General features: G+C 73.6%; 14 protein-coding genes and 1 riboswitch. Of the genes, 7 read left to right on the top strand and 7 right to left on the bottom strand.

Annotated features, from left to right (window positions below; translation table 11 throughout):
* Positions 1-56: 56 nt before the first annotated feature.
* The gene (locus tag ACEY2A_RS01870) at positions 57-1,007 is read left to right on the top strand and encodes a D-alanyl-D-alanine carboxypeptidase family protein (RefSeq protein ID WP_374929189.1); all 951 of its coding nucleotides are present in this window, start codon (positions 57-59) and stop codon (positions 1,005-1,007) included.
* 142 nt (positions 1,008-1,149) lie between these two features.
* Positions 1,150-2,688: a GTPase HflX gene (hflX, locus tag ACEY2A_RS01875; RefSeq protein WP_374929190.1), complete on the top strand. Its 1,539-nt coding sequence runs from the start codon at positions 1,150-1,152 to the stop codon at positions 2,686-2,688.
* Positions 2,689-2,754: 66 nt separating this feature from the next.
* Here the strand turns inward: hflX and ACEY2A_RS01880 are convergent, their stop codons facing one another.
* The 7 genes from ACEY2A_RS01880 to ACEY2A_RS01910 all read right to left on the bottom strand — a co-directional run bounded on the left by ACEY2A_RS01880 (position 2,755) and on the right by ACEY2A_RS01910 (position 10,385).
* Entirely contained in the window at positions 2,755-3,573 is an 819-nt protein-coding gene (locus ACEY2A_RS01880) for an ECF transporter S component (RefSeq protein ID WP_374929191.1), read from the bottom strand.
* Entirely contained in the window at positions 3,570-5,237 is a 1,668-nt protein-coding gene (locus tag ACEY2A_RS01885; protein ID WP_374929192.1) for an ABC transporter ATP-binding protein, read from the bottom strand. Before ACEY2A_RS01885 ends, ACEY2A_RS01880 begins: the two co-directional genes overlap by 4 nt.
* Positions 5,234-6,514 (bottom strand): CbiQ family ECF transporter T component, encoded by a 1,281-nt coding sequence (locus ACEY2A_RS01890; RefSeq protein ID WP_374929193.1) that lies wholly within the window; start codon positions 6,512-6,514, stop codon positions 5,234-5,236. Before ACEY2A_RS01890 ends, ACEY2A_RS01885 begins: the two co-directional genes overlap by 4 nt.
* Positions 6,511-7,788: a hypothetical protein gene (locus ACEY2A_RS01895; RefSeq protein WP_374929194.1), complete on the bottom strand. Its 1,278-nt coding sequence runs from the start codon at positions 7,786-7,788 to the stop codon at positions 6,511-6,513. The genes ACEY2A_RS01890 and ACEY2A_RS01895 overlap by 4 nt, the downstream gene beginning before the upstream one ends.
* 110 nt (positions 7,789-7,898) lie before the next feature.
* On the bottom strand, positions 7,899-8,450 hold the full coding sequence (locus tag ACEY2A_RS01900; protein ID WP_374929195.1) for a hypothetical protein: 552 nt from the start codon (positions 8,448-8,450) through the stop codon (positions 7,899-7,901).
* Entirely contained in the window at positions 8,447-9,442 is a 996-nt protein-coding gene (locus ACEY2A_RS01905; protein WP_374929196.1) for a hypothetical protein, read from the bottom strand. Before ACEY2A_RS01905 ends, ACEY2A_RS01900 begins: the two co-directional genes overlap by 4 nt.
* 74 nt (positions 9,443-9,516) lie before the next feature.
* Positions 9,517-9,652, bottom strand: a riboswitch (cobalamin riboswitch).
* 7 nt (positions 9,653-9,659) lie between these two features.
* The gene (locus ACEY2A_RS01910) at positions 9,660-10,385 is read right to left on the bottom strand and encodes a hypothetical protein (RefSeq protein ID WP_374929197.1); all 726 of its coding nucleotides are present in this window, start codon (positions 10,383-10,385) and stop codon (positions 9,660-9,662) included.
* Between the two features lie 288 nt (positions 10,386-10,673).
* Here ACEY2A_RS01910 and ACEY2A_RS01915 point away from each other — a divergent pair, with 288 nt between their 5' ends.
* From ACEY2A_RS01915 to ACEY2A_RS01935, 5 genes are all read left to right on the top strand, one after another.
* Positions 10,674-13,430 (top strand): glucosidase, encoded by a 2,757-nt coding sequence (locus ACEY2A_RS01915; RefSeq protein ID WP_374929198.1) that lies wholly within the window; start codon positions 10,674-10,676, stop codon positions 13,428-13,430.
* A gap of 83 nt (positions 13,431-13,513) precedes the next feature.
* Positions 13,514-15,775, top strand: coding sequence for an ATP-dependent DNA helicase (locus tag ACEY2A_RS01920; protein ID WP_374929199.1), 2,262 nt, complete (start codon positions 13,514-13,516; stop codon positions 15,773-15,775).
* A 1-nt stretch (position 15,776) separates the two neighbouring features.
* Complete coding sequence (gene holA, locus ACEY2A_RS01925; protein WP_374929200.1) at positions 15,777-16,730, top strand: DNA polymerase III subunit delta; 954 nt, start codon at positions 15,777-15,779, stop codon at positions 16,728-16,730.
* A 323-nt stretch (positions 16,731-17,053) separates the two neighbouring features.
* The gene (gene rpsT / locus ACEY2A_RS01930) at positions 17,054-17,314 is read left to right on the top strand and encodes a 30S ribosomal protein S20 (protein ID WP_374929201.1); all 261 of its coding nucleotides are present in this window, start codon (positions 17,054-17,056) and stop codon (positions 17,312-17,314) included.
* A gap of 975 nt (positions 17,315-18,289) precedes the next feature.
* Entirely contained in the window at positions 18,290-18,868 is a 579-nt protein-coding gene (locus tag ACEY2A_RS01935) for a DUF559 domain-containing protein (RefSeq protein WP_374929202.1), read from the top strand.
* The last annotated feature ends 144 nt before the right edge of the window (positions 18,869-19,012 follow it).

The following is a 19,012-nucleotide window of genomic DNA, read 5'->3' on the forward strand; positions in this document are numbered from 1 at the left end:
GGCATCCACCACACGATGGATGCCCCCCTCGGGTCCATGCCCCCTAGGGTGACCGGATGACGTCGATGAGGTGGGGAACGCGCAGCGTCGTGCGGGGAGGCCTGGTGCTGGGGGCCTGTCTGGCCCTGGCGGGGTGCACGCAGGAGACCGATGAGGGGGTCGCACCGCCGCCGGCGACCGAGTCCTCCCCGGAGGCGACGGGCCAGGAGACCTCCCAGGAGCCAGGGCCCTCCGGTGGGGACGAGCAGGCCCCCTCCGGCGGGGACGAGCAAGCCCCCTCCGGCGGGGACGATCCCGCCCCCGACGAACCCACGTCCGACGAGCCCGCCCCCTCGGACGACGCCTCGGCCCCCCAGCCCCACCAGGACGCCGCGCCCAACCCGCTCCCCGGGGAGGGTGGCGCCCGTTTCCAGGGCCCCTACCTGCACCCCGAGAGCATCACCCCGCGCCCGGTCACCGAGGTGGGGCCGCACACCATCGTCAACCGCGCGAACGCCCTGCCCGAGGGGTGGGAGCCGGAGGAGCTGGTGGTGGTCGAGGGGGCCGCCACCGAGGGCAAGCAGATGCGGCTGGCCCCCGAGGCCGCCGCCGCCTGGGACGAGCTGCGTGCGGCCGCCGCCCAGGACGGCATCGACCTGCGCCTCAACGCGGCCTACCGCTCGTTCGCCGAACAGGAGCAGACCTGGGAGTACTACAAGCAGCGCGATCCCGACCACCTGATGGTCTACGTGGCCGCCCCGGGCCGCAGCGAGCACCAGATGGGCCTGGCCATGGACATTGCCGACATGCCCAAGTTCCCCCAGCCCGTCACCGACAACGAGCGCGGCCAGTGGCTGGTGGAGCACGCCGCCGAGCACGGGTGGATCCTGCGCTACCCGCAGGACCGGCAGGACGAGACGGGCTACCGGTACGAGTCCTGGCACTGGCGGTGGGTGGGCAAGGACCTGGCGCAGCACCTGCACGCCCAGGACCTGACGATGGAGCAGTGGGCCGGCCTGGTGCGTTGAGCGCGCCCCCTTCGGCCACGATGGGGTGAGCGTGGCCGCGCGGGGGGGCTCACCCCATCGATGAGGGGAGGGCGGGCAGAAATCCGTGGCGCCGGGTGTTGAACCCTGACAGGCTGGATCACCCGACCCACTGAAGGAGACCATGACCCACACCCCCACGTCCCCCGCCGAGTTCGAGCGCGAGGACCAGGTGCCCACCACCGGCGAGGACCACACCGGTTCCGATGAGGTGAACGTTCCCGGCCTGCGCCGCGCCGCGGCCCTGGCCGAGGACCGTGACGAGCACGGCCTGGAGTACGACGGCGAGCAGTACGACCGGGAGGAGCGCCGCGCCCTGCGCCGCGTGGACTCCCTGTCCACCGAGCTCGAGGACATCTCCGAGGTCGAGTACCGCCGGGTGCGCCTGGAGCGCGTCGTGCTGGCCCACGTGCAGACCGAGGGCACCACCGAGGAGGCCGAGAACTCCCTGGCCGAGCTGGCCGCGCTGGCCGAGACGGCCGGGTCCACGGTGCTCACGGGCGTGATCCAGCGCCGTCAGAAGCCGGACCCCGCCACCTGGATGGGCTCGGGCAAGGCCGCCGAGCTGCGCGACATCGTGGCCGCCGAGGGTGCCGACACCGTCATCGCCGACGACGAGCTGGCCCCCAGCCAGCGGCGTGCCCTGGAGGACGTCATCAAGGTGAAGGTGGTGGACCGCACCGCCCTGATCCTGGACATCTTCGCCCAGCACGCGAAGTCCCGGGAGGGCCGCGCCCAGGTGGAGCTCGCCCAGCTGCAGTACCTGCTGCCGCGCCTGCGTGGTTGGGGTGAGTCCATGTCCCGCCAGGCCGGTGGACGCGTGGCCGGCGGTGAGGGCATCGGCTCCCGCGGACCCGGTGAGACCAAGATCGAGCTGGACCGTCGCCGCATCAACACCCAGATGGCCAAGCTGCGCAAGCAGATCGCCCAGATGAAGACGGTGCGCGACACCAAGCGCTCCTCCCGCAAGGACAACCAGGTGCCCTCGGTGGTGATCGCCGGGTACACCAACGCCGGCAAGTCCTCGCTGCTGAACCGGCTGACCCGGGCCGGGGTGCTGGTGGAGAACCAGCTGTTCGCCACCCTGGACCCCACGGTCCGCCGCACCGAGACCGCCGACGGCCGCGTATTCACGCTGGCCGACACGGTCGGGTTCGTGCGCTCGCTGCCGCACCAGCTGGTGGAGGCCTTCCGCTCCACGCTGGAGGAGGTGGCCGACGCCGACATCGTGCTGCACGTGGTGGACGGCTCGCACCCGGACCCCGAGAGCCAGATCTCCGCGGTGCGCGAGGTGCTCTCGGAGGTGCTGGACGAGAAGGGTGCCGACTCGATGAACGAGATCATCGTCATCAACAAGGCCGATGCGGCTGACCCCGAGGTGGTGGCGCGCCTGCTGCGTGAGGAGAAGCGGTCCATCGCCGTGTCCGCGCGGACCGGCCAGGGCATCGACGAGCTCCGTGAGCTGGTGGAGTCCGAGCTGCCCCGCCCCGACATCGAGGTGGACGTGGTGGTGCCCTACGAGCGCGGTGACCTGGTGGCCCGCATCCACTCCGAGGGCGAGGTGCTCGCCGAGCGCCACCTGCCCGAGGGCACCCACCTGGTGGCCCGCATCAACGCCGACCTCGCCGGCGCGCTCACCCCGGTGGTGGAGTCCGCGGGCTAAAGCGTGGGCTGAACAGCGGCACCACGACGGGCCCCGCCTCGCGGGGCCCGCCTGTGTCCGGTGTCGTCAGACGAACTGGGCGCGCCGTGCGGCTCGACGCAGGATGGCGAGGATCGCGGGGCCGGTGAGCGCGATGAGCACGAGGTTGGTCAGCGCGCGGCCGGTGTTCCACCCCATCGCGGTGGCGAGGTTGAAGACCCAGAAGCGCTGCAGGTTCTCCCACCAGCCCAACTCGGGCGAGTAGGAGGCCTGCGTGTCGCCGCCGAGGCTGAACGGCCAGAACGAGAGGTCCATGAGCATGCCGTAGAGGAACGCGCTCACCACGCCGTACAGGGCGAGCAGGACGATCTCCAGACGCCCCCGGCAACGGGGGAGCAGTCCGGCACCGAGCCCCACGAAGCCCGCAGCGATCATCTGGAAGGGCAGCCACGGTCCCACGCCTCCGGTGAGCAGCGCCGAGGAGAACAGCGTGGTGGTGCCGAGCACGAAGCCGAACCCCGGCCCGAAGACGCGGCCCCCCAGCACCAGCAGGAAGAAGACCGTCTCGAGCCCGGCGATGCCCGCGCCCAGCGGCCGCAGCACGGCGCCGATGGCGGAGAGCACCCCCAGCATCGCCAGAGCCTTCACGTCCATGCCCTCCCCGGTCAGCTCCACGAGCGCCAACGCGGTGACGACCGGCAGCAGGAGGGCCAGCACCAGGGGCGCCTGGGTGGATCCGGCGAGCGTTGCCTCGGGCCGGACCACCAGCGGCCAGGTGAAGGCTGCCAGCCCGGCCACGGCCACGACGGTCAGCGCGAGCGCGGAGCGCAGGCTGAGGCGGACCGCGCGCTGGTCGGTGCGGCCACGGAGCGGGGCGAGGCCGGTCTCGCCCAGGGGTGTGCTCACCGGTCACCCCGCGGCGGGTGCACCGCATCGACCGTGAGCACGGGCACCGGGGCGAGGGCCTTGGTCACCTGCGGGGCCACGGTGGGCGATGCGGTGACCACCTCGGCGGTCGGACCATCGGCCACGACCTCGCCGTCGGCCATGAGCAGCACCCGGTCGCAGGCGGCGGCCGTGAACTCGACGTCGTGGGTGGCCACGAGCACCGCGGCGCCACGGTCGGCCAGGCCCCGCAGCATCGTGGCGAGGTGGTCCTTCGCGGCGTAGTCGAGCCCGCGGGTGGGCTCGTCCAGGAGCACCACGTCCGGCGCGGCGGTGAGCTGGATGGCCAGCACGAGGGCGAGTCGTTGGCCCTCGGAGAGATCCCGGGGGTGAGCGTCCGGGGGAAGGGCCACCCCGAGCCGGGCGAGCGTGGCCGCCGCGGCCCCCGGCTCGGCGCCCGACTCGGCCTCGGCCTGCGCCAGCTCCTCGGCCACCCTCTCCAGCCAGAGCAGCGATGCGGCGTCCTGCGGCACCAGGGTGACGTGACGGCGGGCGGTGGCGGGGTCCAGGTCGGCGGGATCGGTTCCCGCGAGCGCCACCGTGCCTGCGTTGCGACGCCCCGTGCCCTGCAGCGCCCAGAGCAGGGAGGACTTGCCTGAACCGTTGCGGCCCATGAGACCGGCGACGGTGCCGGCGGCGAGGCCGAGATCGGCGCCCGCCACGGCGAGGAGATCGCCGTGCTCGACGCGGACGCCCCGGGCGGCCAGGGCGGCGGGTCCCTCGATGCGGAGTCCCAGCGGGGAGGGCCGGCGGCCGGCGGGCGTCGCCCCATCGGCCCCGGTCCGGTCCCGACCGGCCCCGGTGAACCGCTCCGGGCCCCCGGCCCCGGCGATGCGGCGGCGCGCCTCCCGCACCGAGAGGGGCACCGTGCCCCACCCGGCGGCCGCGGCGAGGCGGCGCAGCGGCGGGTGCACGTCTGCCCGGGCGAGCACCTCGCGGGGCTCACCGGCCACCACGCGGCCATCACCGGGCACCCACAGCACCTGGTCGGCGGCGTGCATGACCCGCTCGAGGCGGTGCTCGGCCAGCACGACGGTGAGCCCCACCTCGTGGACGAGCGTGGTGATGGCCGAGAGCACGTCCTGGGCGGCGGTCGGGTCCAGGGCGCTGGTCGGCTCGTCGAGCACCAGCACGCGGGGCTGGGCCGCGAGGACAGCGGCAATGGCCACCCGCTGCTGCTGGCCGCCGGAGAGCTCGAGCAGGCTGCGGCGGCGCAGGTCGGCGATGCCCATCAGGTCGAGCGTCTCCTCGACCCGGCGCCGCATCGACTCGGGGGCGATGCCGAGCTGCTCCATGCCGTAGGCGACCTCGTCCTCGACCGTGTCGGTGACGAAGGAGGCGACCGGGTTCTGGCCGACCCAGCCGACGTGTTCGGCCATCTCGCGCGGGGGGTGCGTGCGCGTGGACCGCCCGTGGACGAGCACCTCGCCGGCGAGCGTGCCGCCGGTGAAGTGTGGGGCGAGGCCGTTGACCAGGCTGAGCAGGGTCGACTTGCCGGTGCCCGTGCGGCCCACCACGAGCGCAAGGTCCCCCTCGGTGACGGTCAGGTTCACGTCGCGGAGCGTGGGCTGCGGGGCGTCGGGGTGGGTGAAGGTCACCCCGCGCAGCTCGATGGCCGGTGTCATGTGTCCTCCCGGGGACGGGTGGTGGCCGCGGGGCTCGGGGCGCGTCGGATGGCCCGTGGTGCGGCCAGGAGCGGCACGAACACCCAGGCCGGAACCAGGAGCATGAGCGGGTGCAGCTGCGGGGCTGCCAGCGGCTGGACGGGCGGGTTGAGCCAGCTGCGCGTCAGCGGGGAGCGCAGGGCCTCGAAGTGGTCACGGCCGGGGAGAGTGTCGGTGAGCCACCCCATCGTGAGCAGTGCCCCGAGACCGGCGGCCAGGACGATCCACTCGGGCACGCGCCACGGATCGGGACGGTGACGGGTGGTGCGGACCTGCCGACCCGAGAGCCAGAAGGCGACCCCGGTGAGCACCAGGCCGAGGGGTAGCGCGAGCTGCGTGAGCCAGGCCGGCCACCAGGCGGATCCCTGCGCGACCGGGCCGCTGAGCAGGGTGAACAGCCCCAGCGTGACGAGCACGAGGGCAGCCAGCACCAGCCCGCTCACGAGCAGGCGGGAACCGGAGCGCCCGGCCTGCCGGGTGCGGCCGAACCCGCGGGCCTCCATGCCGGCTGCCAGCGCCAGGGACTGCTCGACCGCGTCCTCGAGCACCGGGACGAGCAGCGAACGGGCCGCCCGCAGGCCCTTCGTGCGTCCGCCGCGGAGCCGCCGGGCACGTCGGGCGCGGAGGGCGGAGACCACCAGCTGCGGGGCCACGGTGAGGGCGATGACGACCGCCACCGAGACCTCGTAGAGCGCGCTGGGGACCGAGCGCAGGGCACGCCGCGGGTTGGCCAGGGCGTTGGCGGCACCCACGCACAACAGCATCGTCGCCAGGCGCAGGGCGTCGAAGACGGCGACCAGGAGGTACTCGGCCTGCACCGGTCCACCGAGGCGGATGCCCGCCGCCCACTGCGGCAGCGGGACCTCCGGCAGGGTGAACAGGGTGGTGCCGGGGCGATCGCCACCGAGCACCACCTGGAAGACGAGCCGGATGGCCACGATGGCGAGCGCCAGCCACAGGTACGCCGCGATGCTGCGGGCCCAGAGGTCGTCGGAACGCTTGACGAGTGTCACGGCCACCACGGCGGCAGCGCACAGCAGCACCAGCAGCGGATTGGTCGTGAACGAGACCGCGGCGGCGGTGCCCAGCGCCCACGCCCACCACGCCCAGGGGTGGAGGCGGCGGGTGGTGGTGCGATGGTGCGCCGGACCACCGGCGGTGGCCACGCCGCCCGCGCTGCTCGGCTGCCGCGCGGCCCGGGGTGGGGCGGAGGGCCGCGCCTGGTAGGTGGCTGTCACGGGCGGCTGGTGCGCAGCCACACCGCGACACCCGCCGCAGCGGCAGCCAGCAACCCGAGGGTCCACCAGACACCGGTCATGCCGGACCCGGGGGACTCGGCCTCCGCGGGGGAGCCCGCCGCCTGCTCCTCCCCGGTCTCGGTGCCTCCGGTCGTGGCGCCGTCGGCCGGCGCGTCGCTGGTGGATGGGGTGTCGCTCGCCGTGCCATCGCTGCTGGATGGGGTGTCGCTCGCCCCGCCCTCGTCTCCGGTGGGGCTGTCCTCGCCGGAGCCCCCGTCCTGGGTGGGGCTCTGCGAACCGGTGCCCGCGCCCTCGTGTCCAGGGGTGCTGCCGGTGGCGCTGCCACCTCCCGGCGAGGTCGTCCCGGAGCCCGTTCCCCCACCGCCGGAGGTCGGGGCGTCGCTCGTGGGTCCGGGAGTGGTGCCACCGGGTGCGCTGGAGGTCGGGCCCGCGTCCTGCGTGGGGTCGTCAGCGGTCGGACCGGTCGTGGTGCTGCCGGGGCCTGGTCGGGTGGGATCGGGCTCGGTGGTGCCCGGATCCGTGGTCGGGGTGCGCGACGGGTCCGGCCGTGTCGGGTCGGGCCGCGTGGGGTCCGGCCGTGTCGGGTCGGGCCGCGTGGGGTCGGGCCGTGTCGGGTCGGGCCGTGTCGGGCTTGGGCTCGCCGTCGGGCTCGGCGACGGCGACGGGCTCGGCGACGGCGACGGCGAGGGCGACGGCGACGGCGAGGGCGACGGTGACGGGCTCGGACTGGGCGACGGTGACGGGCTCGGAGTCGGGCTCGGCGACGGCTCGGGGGTCGCGGCGAACTGCGGCGCCCGTCCGGTGGGGCCACTGTGACCGTTGCCGTAGTGCCAGCCCTCGAACTGGTCGAGCGCCGGGTCGTAGGTGGCCGCACCCTTCTGGGAGTAGGACCACGCGCCACCGGGATCGCTGGAGTGCCAGTAGCTCCAGTAGTTCACGCCGTCCCAGGCGCCGCAGTACCAGCCGTCCTCCTCCCGCGGGAACCACGAGCCCTGGTAGCCGATCTGGCAGATCATGCCGCTGCGGTCGTGGCGCAGCTCGAAACCCGCCCCCGCCAGGGCCTCCTCGCCGTTGCCGGGGTCGCCGGGGGCGCAGCGGGTGACCGTTCCGGTGGGGCTGCCGACCACGACCGTCACCCCCTGGCCCTGCTGACAGGCGCCCTGCACCCCCGCGGCCCGAGCATCGGGCGTCGCGGCGGGCGAGATCACCCCCATCGAGGCCAGGAGGCCCGCGGCAGCGAGGGTGGGCAGCACGGCGCCGAGTGCCGGACGAACCGGGCGCGTCGTGCGGACGGGTCCCAGGGGTGACCGGGGAACAGGCCAGGAGGTCGTGCGGTGGGTCATGGGTCCTTCCTCACCGGATGTCACGGCAGCTGGGCGCCGAGGCCCCAACCGCCCGTCACCCGCGAGTAGCCGGGGACGGTGCCGTTGCGCGGCTTCTGGGTGCCGTTGCCCCATCGCCAGCCCTCCACGGAGTTCAGTCGTGGGTTGCGCTTGAGCAGCCCGGAGTTCGAGTAGGTCCACGGACGGCTCGGGGTGAGCGCGTGCCAGTAGGTCCACGAGGTGTAGCGGCCGTTCGAGAGCTTGACGCACGGACGGTTGTCAGACAGGGCGCCGCCGGGGTACCAGACGCCCCCGTAGCCGATGCGGCACACGAAGCCCTTCTCGCGGTAGTCGATGCGGAAGCCGGCCCGGGTGAGGGCGGCAGCTCCAGTTGCCGGGTCACCGATCCCGCATCGGGTGATGGTGCGGTGCGGGTCCTGGACCACGACCGTCACCCCCTCACCCTTGCGGCACGCCCCGGCGTGGCTGGCGGCCTGGGCAGCCACCGTGCCCGGGGGGCTGACCGCAGCCGGTGCTCCGAGGAGCACGGCTGCGGTCAGCAACCCGCCGAAGCGGCGGGAGCGAGTCGTCACCGACGGCCCGCCACGACCACGGTGGCAGCACCCGCAGCGGTCAGCAGGCCACCGAACGCCAGCGCCGCCAGCGGGGTGTTGTCGGCCGGGGCGTACCCGGTGTCGATGATCGGGCCGTCGCCGCCGCAGTCCACGGCAGCGTCGGTGTAGCCGTTGCCGGTCACCCCGAACATCGCCTGGGTGGTGGCCATGACGTCGGAGTCGGTGGAGCCCAGGGCGCTCGGGAAGCCGCCATCGGCCTGCTGCTGGCCGGCGAGCCAGCCCTGCGCCTCGGCGACGTCGCGACCGTCGTCCGCCAGGGCGTCGGCGACCAGGCCGGTGGTGTTCACCGGGGAGTAGTTCTCCCAGTAGCCCTGCTCGGTCTGGCGGGCCTCGAGCGCGGAGAGCGCACGGTCGGAGGCGGCCTCGTCACCCGCCGCGTCCAGGGCCATGGCCGCCAGGGCGGTGCCGTCGGCATCGAAGGTGGGCTCACCGGTGGCGAAGTCCTCGTACTCGAAGCTGCCGTCAGCGCCGGTCTGCCACGCCTTGAGGCGGTCCACCACGACCTGCGGGATGTCCTGACCGGAACGGTGCAGGCCGATGATCACCAGCGACTGGCCGAACGCGGAGGGGAACGAGCCCACCGAGCCGTCCTCGGCCATGCCGGCGAGCAGCTTGTCGTGCAGGTGAGCGTGGTCCACGCACCCCGCATCGAGTGCGATGAGGGTCTTGGCGGCCGCGGCGTTGTCGGTCACGTACTCGTCCGAGCTCTCGGCGAGGAGAGTCGCCTCGGCGGTCACGCGGCTGTCCTGGCCACCGGCGGCGGCCAGGGCGATCACCAGGTCGGCGCGCTGGCCGGGGGTGGCGACGCCCTCGTCGTCCGCCTGGGCCACGAGGTACTGGGCTGCGAGATCGGCGTCGGCCTGGGCCGGGGCGGCCAGGGAGGCGGTGGGGGCGGAGAGGGCGAGGCTCGCTGCAAACCCGGCAGCGATCAGGCGGTGCGTGCGACGCATGGTGAGCCTTTCAGTCCTGGTCTGCGGGCAGGTGGCCAGAACTGCGGCAACCGGCTCCCCGCAGACCGCGGCGGGTGGATGAGCCAAGGGCCAGCGGGCATTCCGACTGCGGCGCGAGCGCCTCACGGTTGCGGGTCAGTGCCGGACTCACACCGGCTTTCCCCAGAAGGACCTCAGGGGGCCGAGGCTACCACCGCGGCGGGCGCCTCAGCGGGGCTCAGCGGCGCCGCAGGACGGCTGCGACGACGCCGGCACCGACCACCAGGGCACCGCCCGTCAGGGCCCAGGTGGCCCAGCCGGGCCAGTCGCCGTTGGAGTCGTCGTTGGAGTCGTCGTCACCGTCGGAGGCGCTGGTCGATGCGGTGTCGTCACCGGCGTCCGCGCTCGCCTCGCCCGTGACGTCAGCACCGCCGTCCTCGCTCGGCTCGGCCGCGGCGGCCTCGGGCACCTCGCCGTCGTGCGGCTGCTGGGTGCCGTCGGCGTAGCGCCAGCCGGTGAGGTCACCGACCGCCGGGTCGTGCTCGCCGGCGCCCACCTGCGAGGAGGTCCACTCGGCATCGCCGGCCTCGGCGGTCCAGTAGCTCCAGAAATCTCCCTCGAAGTCGCCGCAGGTCCAGCCGTCCTCACCCTCCTTCGGGAAGGCCTTGTTCTGGTAGCTGATGGAGCAGACCATGCCCGCGTCGTCGTGCTGCAGCTCGAAGCCGGCGGAGGTCAGCGCCTCCTCGCCGGAGGTGGGGTCACCCTCGGCGCAGCGGATGACGGTGCGCTTCTCGAGGTGCACCACCACCGTGACTCCCTGGTCGGGCGCGCAGGCACCGTCGGCGCCGTCGACGGGGATGGTGGCGGCCGGCAGCGCGCTCACGGTGGCGGAGGCGGCCAGCGGGGTGGCCAGCGCGAGGCCAGCGGCAGACCCGGCGGCGATGAGGGGGAGGGCACGGCGCATGGGGAGCCTTTCAGGTCCTGGTCTGCGGGGGGTCGCAAGGCCTGGTGGCAACCGGCTCGGCTGGGCCTCGGAGGCGCTCAGATTACCAGCGGCCCTGCCGCATCCTCCCGCCAACGGGCGGGCACGACGGGCACCCGCGCGACCCCGGACGCGGCACCCGCGCGGCACCCGGGGCGGCGCCACGGTGCCCACCGCGGGGGCGCACGCGCGGCACCCGGGGGCGTCACGTCATCGGAATCACACCGCCGCGTGCTCCGGCGGGCCACGCGGGTTGGCAGAATGGGGCCAGTGACTGAGCACCCGCCCACCCCGGACCAGCCCGAGAGCTCCGCGGAGCACCAGCGCCTCGAGCAGGCGCCCTCGCAGGACGACGCCTGGCGCCTGTGGGGTCCGTACGTGGCGGCGCGCCAGTGGGGCACCGTCCGCGAGGACTACTCCGCCGACGGCGACGCGTGGACCTACTTCCCCTTCGACCACGCCCACCAGCGCGCCTATCGATGGGGTGAGGACGGCCTGGCAGCGGTCAGCGACCGGTTCGGCTTCCTCAACCTCGGGCTCGGCCTGTGGAACGGCCAGGACGACCGGCTCAAGGAGCGCCTGTTCGGCCTCTCCGGCCCGCAGGGCAACCACGGGGAGGACGCCAAGGAGTACTGGTGGGCGCAGGACGCCACGCCCACCCACTCCTACAGCTCCTACCTGTACCGCTACCCGCAGGCCGCCTACCCCTACGCCGAGCTGGTGGAGCGCAACGCCGCCGCCGGTCTGGAGGCCGATGAGGTGGAGCTCGCCGACCTGGGGCTGCTCGAGGACGACCGCTTCTTCGACGTGGAGGTCGTGCACGCCAAGGCCAGCGAGACCGACCTGGTGGTGCGCATCACCGCCACCAACCACGGCCCCGACGCGGCCCCCGTGCACCTGGTGCCGCAGCTGTGGTTCCGCAACACCTGGTCCTGGGGGCGCGACGACCGCCGCCCGGTCCTGCGCCGGACGGGCCAGGACGGTGACGATGCGGTGGCCGCAGCCCGCGTGCGCGCCGAGCACGAGTGGCTGGGCACCTACGAGGTGACCGCCGTCGACGACCAGGGCAACGCTCCGGCATCGATGATCTTCTGCGACAACGAGACCGACGAGGCGGCCGTCTTCGGCGCCGAGTCCACCGGCAGCCCCTGGCCCAAGAACGCCGTGAACCGCGCCGTCGTGCGCGGCGAGGACGCGGGCAACCCCGAGCAGACCGGCACCAAGTGCGCCTGGCACTTCGTCTTCGATGCGGTGGAGCCCGGCGCGTCGGTGAGCGTGGACCTGCGCCTGGCCGGCATGGCACCGGCCGCCGGCGACCCCGAGCGCCCCGCCGCCGCAGCCGCCCCCATGCCCTCGGCCTGGGGCGCCGAGCGGGAGGTGACGCTCGACGGCATCGAGGACGTGCTGGCCGCCCGCCGCGCCGAGGCGGACGAGTTCTACGCCCAGGTGATCCCCGCCGAGGTGGGTGACGAGGAGCGGCACGTGGCCCGCCGCGCGTTCGCCGGGCTGATGTGGGCCAAGCAGCTGTACCGCTACTCGGTGAGCCAGTGGCTGGAGGGCGACCCCGCCTCCCCGGCGCCGCCCGCCGCCCGCCAGGACACGCTGAAGGGCCGCAACAGCGACTGGGACCACCTGGACCTGGCCGACGTCATCTCCATGCCGGACGAGTGGGAGTACCCCTGGTTCGCCACCTGGGACACCGCCTTCCACACCGTGGCCATGGCGCACGTGGACCCGGCCTTCGCCAAGGCCCAGCTGGTGCTCATGGTGCGCGAGTGGGCCCAGCACCCCAACGGCCAGCTGCCCGCCTACGAGTGGGACTTCGGCGACACCAACCCGCCCGTTCACGCGTGGGCCTGCTGGCAGGTCTACCGCCTGGACGGCGCGTGGGACCGCGGCTTCCTGGTGCAGACCTTCACCAAGCTGATGATGAACTTCCAGTGGTGGGTCAACCGGAAGGACCCGGAGGGCTCGTTCCTGTTCACCGGCGGCTTCCTGGGGCTGGACAACATCGCCTTCTTCGACCGGTCCGCCACGCCCGAGGGGGTGCGCCTGGAGCAGAGCGACGCCACCAGCTGGATGGCCTTCTTCTCGCTGTCGATGCTGCGCGTGGCGCTGGAGCTGAGCCGCGAGGACGCCTCGTGGGACGGCGCGTGCACCACCTTCTTCGAGTACTTCCTGCGCATCGACCGGGCCATGGAGTCGCCGGGCTCCGGCGGGGTGACGCTGTGGAACGGCGAGGACGGCTTCTTCTACGACTCGCTGGTGACCTCCGAGGGGGTGGCCGAGCAGCTGAAGGTGCGCTCCACCGTGGGCCTGCTGCCGCTGATGGCGGTGGGTGTGGTGCCCCCGTGGGTGTGGAGCGAGCTGCACGGCTTCCACGCCGAGGTGGACTGGCTGCAGGAGCGCCGCCCGCACCTGACCAAGGGGCTGGTGGTGCTCGGCGGGCAGGACGACCGCTCGGCCATGCTCACCCTCGTGGGTGAGGAGCGCCGCGCGCGGATCCTGTCGCGGATGCTCGATGAGGGGGAGTTCCTCGCGCCGTTCGGGCTCCGCTCGCTCTCGGCCGCCCACCGCGAGGGCGTCTCGGCCACCCTCGGCGGGCGTGAGTTCGAGCTGCACTACACCCCGGGCGTCTCCGACAACGCGATGTTCGGCGGCAACTCCAACTGGCGCGGGCCCATCTGGTTCCCCACCAACCTGCTCCTGCTGGACGCGCTGGCGGTGATGGCCGAGGCCGACCCGTCGGCCACGCAGGAGTTCCCCACCGGGTCCGGGCAGCAGGTGTCGCTCAGCGACATCGCGGCCGACCTGCGGGGGCGGCTGGTGAAGCTCTTCCTGCCCGATGGCCAGGGGCGTCGCCCGGGAACCCCGACGCACCACCCGTCCGGGCCGCTGTGGGACGTGCACCCCACCTTCAGCGAGTACTTCGACGGCGACAGCGGGGTGGGGCTGGGTGCCTCGCACCAGTGCGGTTGGACGGCGCTGGTGGCGCACCTCATCTGCTCCTACGGCCCGCGGGACTGAGGTCGCGGGGGCGCGGGCGCTCGTCCACAGGGCACCCGCGCCGGACTCCTCGGGTGGTGAGGGGGACGACCTAGAGTTCTCCCATGCCCGCTGCCTCGCCGTCCACCGCTCTCGGCTCCCACGAGGTCAGTGATCTGCTGGCCGAAGCCGTTGCCGCGGTGGGTGGTTCGCCGCGCGAGGGGCAGGCCCGCATGGCCCAGGAGGTCGCGCGGGCGGTGAACAGCACCGAGCACCTGCTGGTGCAGGCCGGCACCGGCACCGGCAAGTCCCTGGCCTACCTGGTGCCCGCCGTGGCGCACGCGGTGGCCACCGGACAGCCCGTGGTGGTGGCCACGGCGACCCTGGCGCTGCAGGCGCAGATCGTGGACCGCGACCTGCCGCGGGTGGCAGAGGCGCTGCGCGGGGCCATGGGACGCCCCATCACCTACGCCCTGGTGAAGGGCCGCAACAACTACTTGTGCCAGCACAAGCTGCTGGGCGGGTTCCCCGACGACGACGCCGACGCGCTGGTCTCGATGGGGCAGGTGGACGCGGACCGCTCCGCGCTGGGGGAGGAGGTCGTCCGGCTGCGCGAGTGGGCCGAGGTGACCGAGTCCGGCGACCGCGACGAGCTCGTGCCGGGCGTGAGCCACCGGGCCTGGCGGCAGGTGTCGGTCTCGGCCCGGGAGTGCTTCGGCGCCTCCCGCTGCCCCGTGGCCTCGGAGTGCTTCGTGGAGCTGTCCCGCGAGGCCGCCAAGGAAGTGGACGTCATCGTGACCAACCACGCCTTCCTGGCCATCGACGCCATCGAGGGGCGGTCCATGCTGCCCGAGCACGACCTGCTGATCGTGGACGAGGCGCACGAGCTGGTGGACCGGGTCACCGGTGTGGCCACCGACGAGCTCACGCCGGCAGCGGTGGCCGTCGCGGCGCGCAAGGCCGGCAAGTTTGCGGACACCGACCGGCTGGAGGAGGCCGAGGAGGCGCTCGCCCAGGCGCTGGATCCGCTGCCCGAGGGCACGGTGCGGAGCCTGCCTGACTCGCTGGCCGACGCCCTGGTGGTGCTGCGCGACGCCGCCCGCGGGGTGAGCACGGACCTCAAGCCGGAGAAGGGCGAGAAGGCCGACGGCCCGCAGCAGACCGCCCGGGCCGCGGTGGACGAGGTGGGGGACGTCGCGCAACGGCTCCTCGAGGAGCGGGAGCTCGATGTGGTGTGGGTGGCCCCCGACGGCCGCTCGGCCCAGCGCCGCAACGTGCTGCGCGTGGCGCCCATGAGCGTGGCGATGCTGCTGCGCGAGAAGGTGTTCACCGAGCGGACCGTGGTGATGACCTCGGCCACGCTGGAGCTGGGCGGGTCGTTCGACTCACTCGCCGGCACCCTGGGTCTGCTGGGCTCCGGCGCCCCGGAGTGGAACGGCGTGGACGTGGGAAGCCCCTTCGACTACCCCAAGCAGGCCATGGCCTACGTGGCCGGCCACCTGCCCGCGCCCGGGCGGGACGGCACGGCCCCCGAGCAGTTCGACGAGATCGAGGCCCTCATCCGGGCCGCCGGCGGGCGCACCCTGGGGCTGTTCTCCTCGATGCGGGCCGCCCGCGCCGCCGCCGACGAGATGCGCGACCGCCTGGGCGACGAGTTCGAGGTGCTCTGCCAGGGGGAGGACCAGCTGCCCACGCTGGTGCGGCAGTTCGCCGCCGACGCGCGGACCTGCCTGTTCGGCACGCTCTCGCTGTGGCAGGGCGTGGACGTGCCCGGGTCGGCCTGCCAACTGGTGCTGATCGACCGCATCCCCTTCCCGCGGCCGGACGACCCGCTGAGCTCCGCGCGTTCGCAGGCCATCGCGCGCAACGGCGGCAACGGGTTCATGGCCGTCTCCGCCACCCACGCTGCCCTGCGGTTGGCCCAGGGCAGCGGCCGGCTGGTGCGTCGGGCCGACGACCGTGGCGTGGTGGCCTTCCTGGACCCGCGCATGATCACCGCCCGGTACGCCGGCTTCCTGCAGAAGAGCCTGCCCCCCTTCTGGCCCACCCAGGACCGTGAGCTGGTGCTCAAGGCGCTGGGGCGGCTGGACGCCATGGCGCCCGAGCCGGTGCCGGTGGCCGAGGTGGCTGCGCGGTCGCTGGTCGGCACGGGCCGGGCCGGCGCCCCGCCGGTGTCGCGCTCGGCGCGCACCGCGGTGACCGGGGGTGAGGCGTGGACCGCCGCGGACGACGAGGCCCTGACCGCAGCGGTGGAGGGCGCGCGAGACGAAGGCGGCGTCGCCCGCATCGAGGACGTGGCCCGAGCGGTGGGTCGGGCACCCGATGGGGTGGCCTCCCGCATCGAGCTGTTGGAGCTGAGCCTGACCGTCGCACCGGAGGAGGACTGACATGGCAGCACTGCCCCCGCTGGTGCTCATCAAGGGACCCGAGGACCTGCTGATCGACCGCGCCGTCGACCAGGTGATCTCCTCCGCGCGGGCCGTGGACCCCGAGGTCGACGTGGTGCGCGTGCAGGCCGAGTCGTTCGCCGCCGGGGACGTGGCGATGGCGCTGAGCCCCAGCCTGTTCGGTGGCGGGACCGTGGTGGTGGTGCGGAACTTCGAGGTGGCCGGGGACGCCCTGGGGGACGAGGTCGCGGCGGCGGTGGCCGACCCCGGCGAGGGCAACGTGCTGGTGGTCTCGCACCGCTCGGGGACCAAGCACAAGCGGGTGCTGGACGCCATGGCCAAGGCACACGCGCACACCATCGAGGCGCCTGCGCTGAAGCGGGACGGGGACAAGGCGACCTTCGTGCAGAAGGAGTTCCGGGTGGCCAAGCGGCGCATCGACAGCGACGCCGTGCAGGTGCTGGTGGCCGCGGCCGGGGGTGACGCACGGACCCTGGCGGCGGCGTGCTCGCAGCTGATCGAGGACACCGAGGGGACCGTCACGACCGAGCAGGTGAACCTGTACCACGGGGGCAAGGTGGAGACCACGGGGTTCAAGGTGGCCGAGGCAGCGTTCACCGGACAGCGGGCCGAGGCGCTGCGGCTGGCGCGGCACGCCATGCTCGGCGGGCTGGACCCGGTGCCGATCGTGGCGGTGATGGCGGGGCAGGCGCGGCAGATCGGGCTGGTGGCCTCGGCGGGGAACCGGGGCTCGGCGCAGGTGGCCAAGGAGCTGGGGATGGCGCCGTTCATGGTGGACAAGGCCCGGCGGATGATGCGGGGGTGGGACGGTGCACGGCTGGGTGCGGCGGTGCAGGCCCTGGCCCGGTGCGACCACGAGGTCAAGGGCGCGGCGCGGGACCCGCACTCGGCGGTGGAGCGGGTGGTGGACGAGATCTGCCGGCTCCACGGCTGACCCGCGCGTGGGTGGAGGGGATGGTGCCCCGCCCTCACCGCCTGACCGTGCACGGTGCCCGAGGGCGCGCCTGTACGGCGATGCGGGGATCAGGGCCGCGATGCGGTAACCTGACCGCCGTTGTCGACGCGCCAGAGGGTCGTGCGCGGAGACCAAGCTTTGCGAGTACCGCTCAACCACGGGCATCCCCACGTCCGGTCCCGAGCGAATGCTCTCGCCCTCAAGCGATCACCTCGTGACGCCACACCATCGAGTGAGCTCGACGTGGACCACGGGTGGGCGCAGTGACACAGACATCAACGACCTCCTTGGGAGAGACCCACGTGGCGAACATCAAGTCGCAGAAGAAGCGCGTTCTGACCAACGCGAAGCGCACCGAGCGCAACCGCGCGTACAAGTCGGAGCTGCGCACCTGGATCCGCAAGTTCCGCGCTGCCGCCGAGTCCGGCGACGCCACCGCTGCGCAGGACGCGCTGCGGACGGCCAGCAAGAAGCTGGACAAGGCCGTGAGCAAGGGCGTGATCCACAAGAACCAGGCCGCCAACAAGAAGTCGGCCATGGCCAAGCGCGCCGCCGCTCTCTGAGCAGACGGCACACACGCTCCACGGGGCGGTCACCTTCGGGCGGCCGCCCCGTCGCGTTGCCCGGGGCCACCCCGGCAGCCGGACGCTGACCCGCCCCACCCTCCCGCAGTCCGCATCCCCGCCCCGCCCGCCCCGGCAGCGCCTCCACCCTCCCGCAGCCCGCATCCCCGCAGGCCGCAGCCCCGCCCGGCAGCGCCTCCGCCCCGCACCACCTCGCTCGGCAGCGCCCCGGGGTCCCTGCGCCACCAAATAGTGGTGAACCGCCCGCCGCGGCGACCAAAGAGTGGTGGACTACCCGCTGAGCGGTCGTTTCACCACTGTCTGGCGACGGAGTGGTGAAACGACCAGGCAGGGGCGGCGCGGTCGGACGCGGCGGAGGCCCGTGGCGGCCGCCCCCACCGCGGTGTCGATCCGCACGACCACGCCCCCACAGCATCCGGGGCTCTCGCCCGCCACCTTCCGCGTGTCCACAGCCTCGCCGGCTGCCCACACCCAGCAACGGTGAACATCTGATGGCCTGCCGGCATGGATGTGTTGACCTGCGTACCGCTCCTCCGTGCCGCGCAGCAGCGGCACGGAGTGGTGACCCGCGCCGAGGCCCTGGCGGCGGGGATTCCGAACACCGTCCTGCAGCGAACAGCTCAACGGTGGCCCCGCCTGCTGCCCGGCGTGTACTGGACCACTCCCACCGCCGAGTGTCTCCGGCGACTGGTGGAGGGGGGTGACGCTCACCGCATCGACTGGTTCGTGGAGGGACTGGTCCCCTGGAGGGTGAGGGTCGAGGCGGTGCTGGCTCGGTGGCCGGAGTCGCGGCTCGGTGGCCTCAGCGCCGCCCACGAGCAGGGGTGGGCCAGCGAGCCCCGGGGGATGAGCCTGTACGTGCCGCAGCGCACCGGGGTGGCGCCACCTCCCGGGGTCCGCGTTCGCAGGGAGTCGCCGGGCGTGCGGGCGCCGTCGCTCCCAGGAGGGACACGCATGACTCGCATTGAGGACACCGTGCTCGATGTGGTGCAGGGCGTCACGCAGGACCAGGTCTTCATGTGGCTGGTGCGTGCGATCGGCTCGCGCAGGACCACGCCCGAACGAGTCCTCGAGCGGCTCGGGGAGCGGCGTCGGCTGAAGGGTCGGGCGCTTCTCCAAGCGGCGCTGCAGGATGCAGTGAGCGGCACGGCGTCCGAGCTGGAGCGCCGGTATGTGCGGGACGTGCAGCGCCCCCACGGACTTCCGGGCATGACACAGCAGCTGCGCAGGGCCGTGGAGGCGTCCGCCGGTGGGGCGATGCGGGGGTGGGTGGACCTCGCGTACGAGGCCCACCGGGTGCTGGTGGAGCTCGACGGGCGGCTGGGGCACGTGGGGGAGGGGATGTTCCGAGACCGCGGGCGTGACAACGCCAACCAGCTGGACGGGTGGGCAACCCTTCGGTTCGGATGGCACGACGTGGCCGGTGATCCGTGCGCCGTGGCCCAGGACGTGGGGCGCATGCTGCAGCGGGCGGGGTGGTCCGCTGCGCCGCTGGCCTGCGGGCGGTGCAGCCAGGGGTCACGGGCCGCTTGATGGTGGTGGTGCGATCGCTGGGGCGGGCACACAGTGGTGAAGTGCCCGTTGGGCGAGCAAGTAGTGGTGAAGTGCCCGCTGGGCCGCAGAAAGAGTGGTGCAGCGCCCGCTGAGCGGGTGTTCCACCACTCCTTGTGGACAAAG

It is taken from the genome of Kytococcus sedentarius, from assembly GCF_041937525.1.
GTDB lineage: Bacteria > Actinomycetota > Actinomycetes > Actinomycetales > Dermatophilaceae > Kytococcus > Kytococcus sedentarius_A.

Coding starts and splice junctions, on each gene's coding strand:
- hflX (WP_374929190.1), top strand. CDS start 1,150: ATGACCCACACCCCCACGTCCCCCGCCGAGTTCGAGCGCGAGGACCAG.
- holA (WP_374929200.1), top strand. CDS start 15,777: ATGGCAGCACTGCCCCCGCTGGTGCTCATCAAGGGACCCGAGGACCTG.
- ACEY2A_RS01910 (WP_374929197.1), bottom strand. CDS start 10,385: ATGCGCCGTGCCCTCCCCCTCATCGCCGCCGGGTCTGCCGCTGGCCTC.
- ACEY2A_RS01935 (WP_374929202.1), top strand. CDS start 18,290: ATGACTCGCATTGAGGACACCGTGCTCGATGTGGTGCAGGGCGTCACG.
- ACEY2A_RS01885 (WP_374929192.1), bottom strand. CDS start 5,237: ATGACACCGGCCATCGAGCTGCGCGGGGTGACCTTCACCCACCCCGAC.
- ACEY2A_RS01920 (WP_374929199.1), top strand. CDS start 13,514: ATGCCCGCTGCCTCGCCGTCCACCGCTCTCGGCTCCCACGAGGTCAGT.
- ACEY2A_RS01905 (WP_374929196.1), bottom strand. CDS start 9,442: ATGCGTCGCACGCACCGCCTGATCGCTGCCGGGTTTGCAGCGAGCCTC.
- ACEY2A_RS01870 (WP_374929189.1), top strand. CDS start 57: ATGACGTCGATGAGGTGGGGAACGCGCAGCGTCGTGCGGGGAGGCCTG.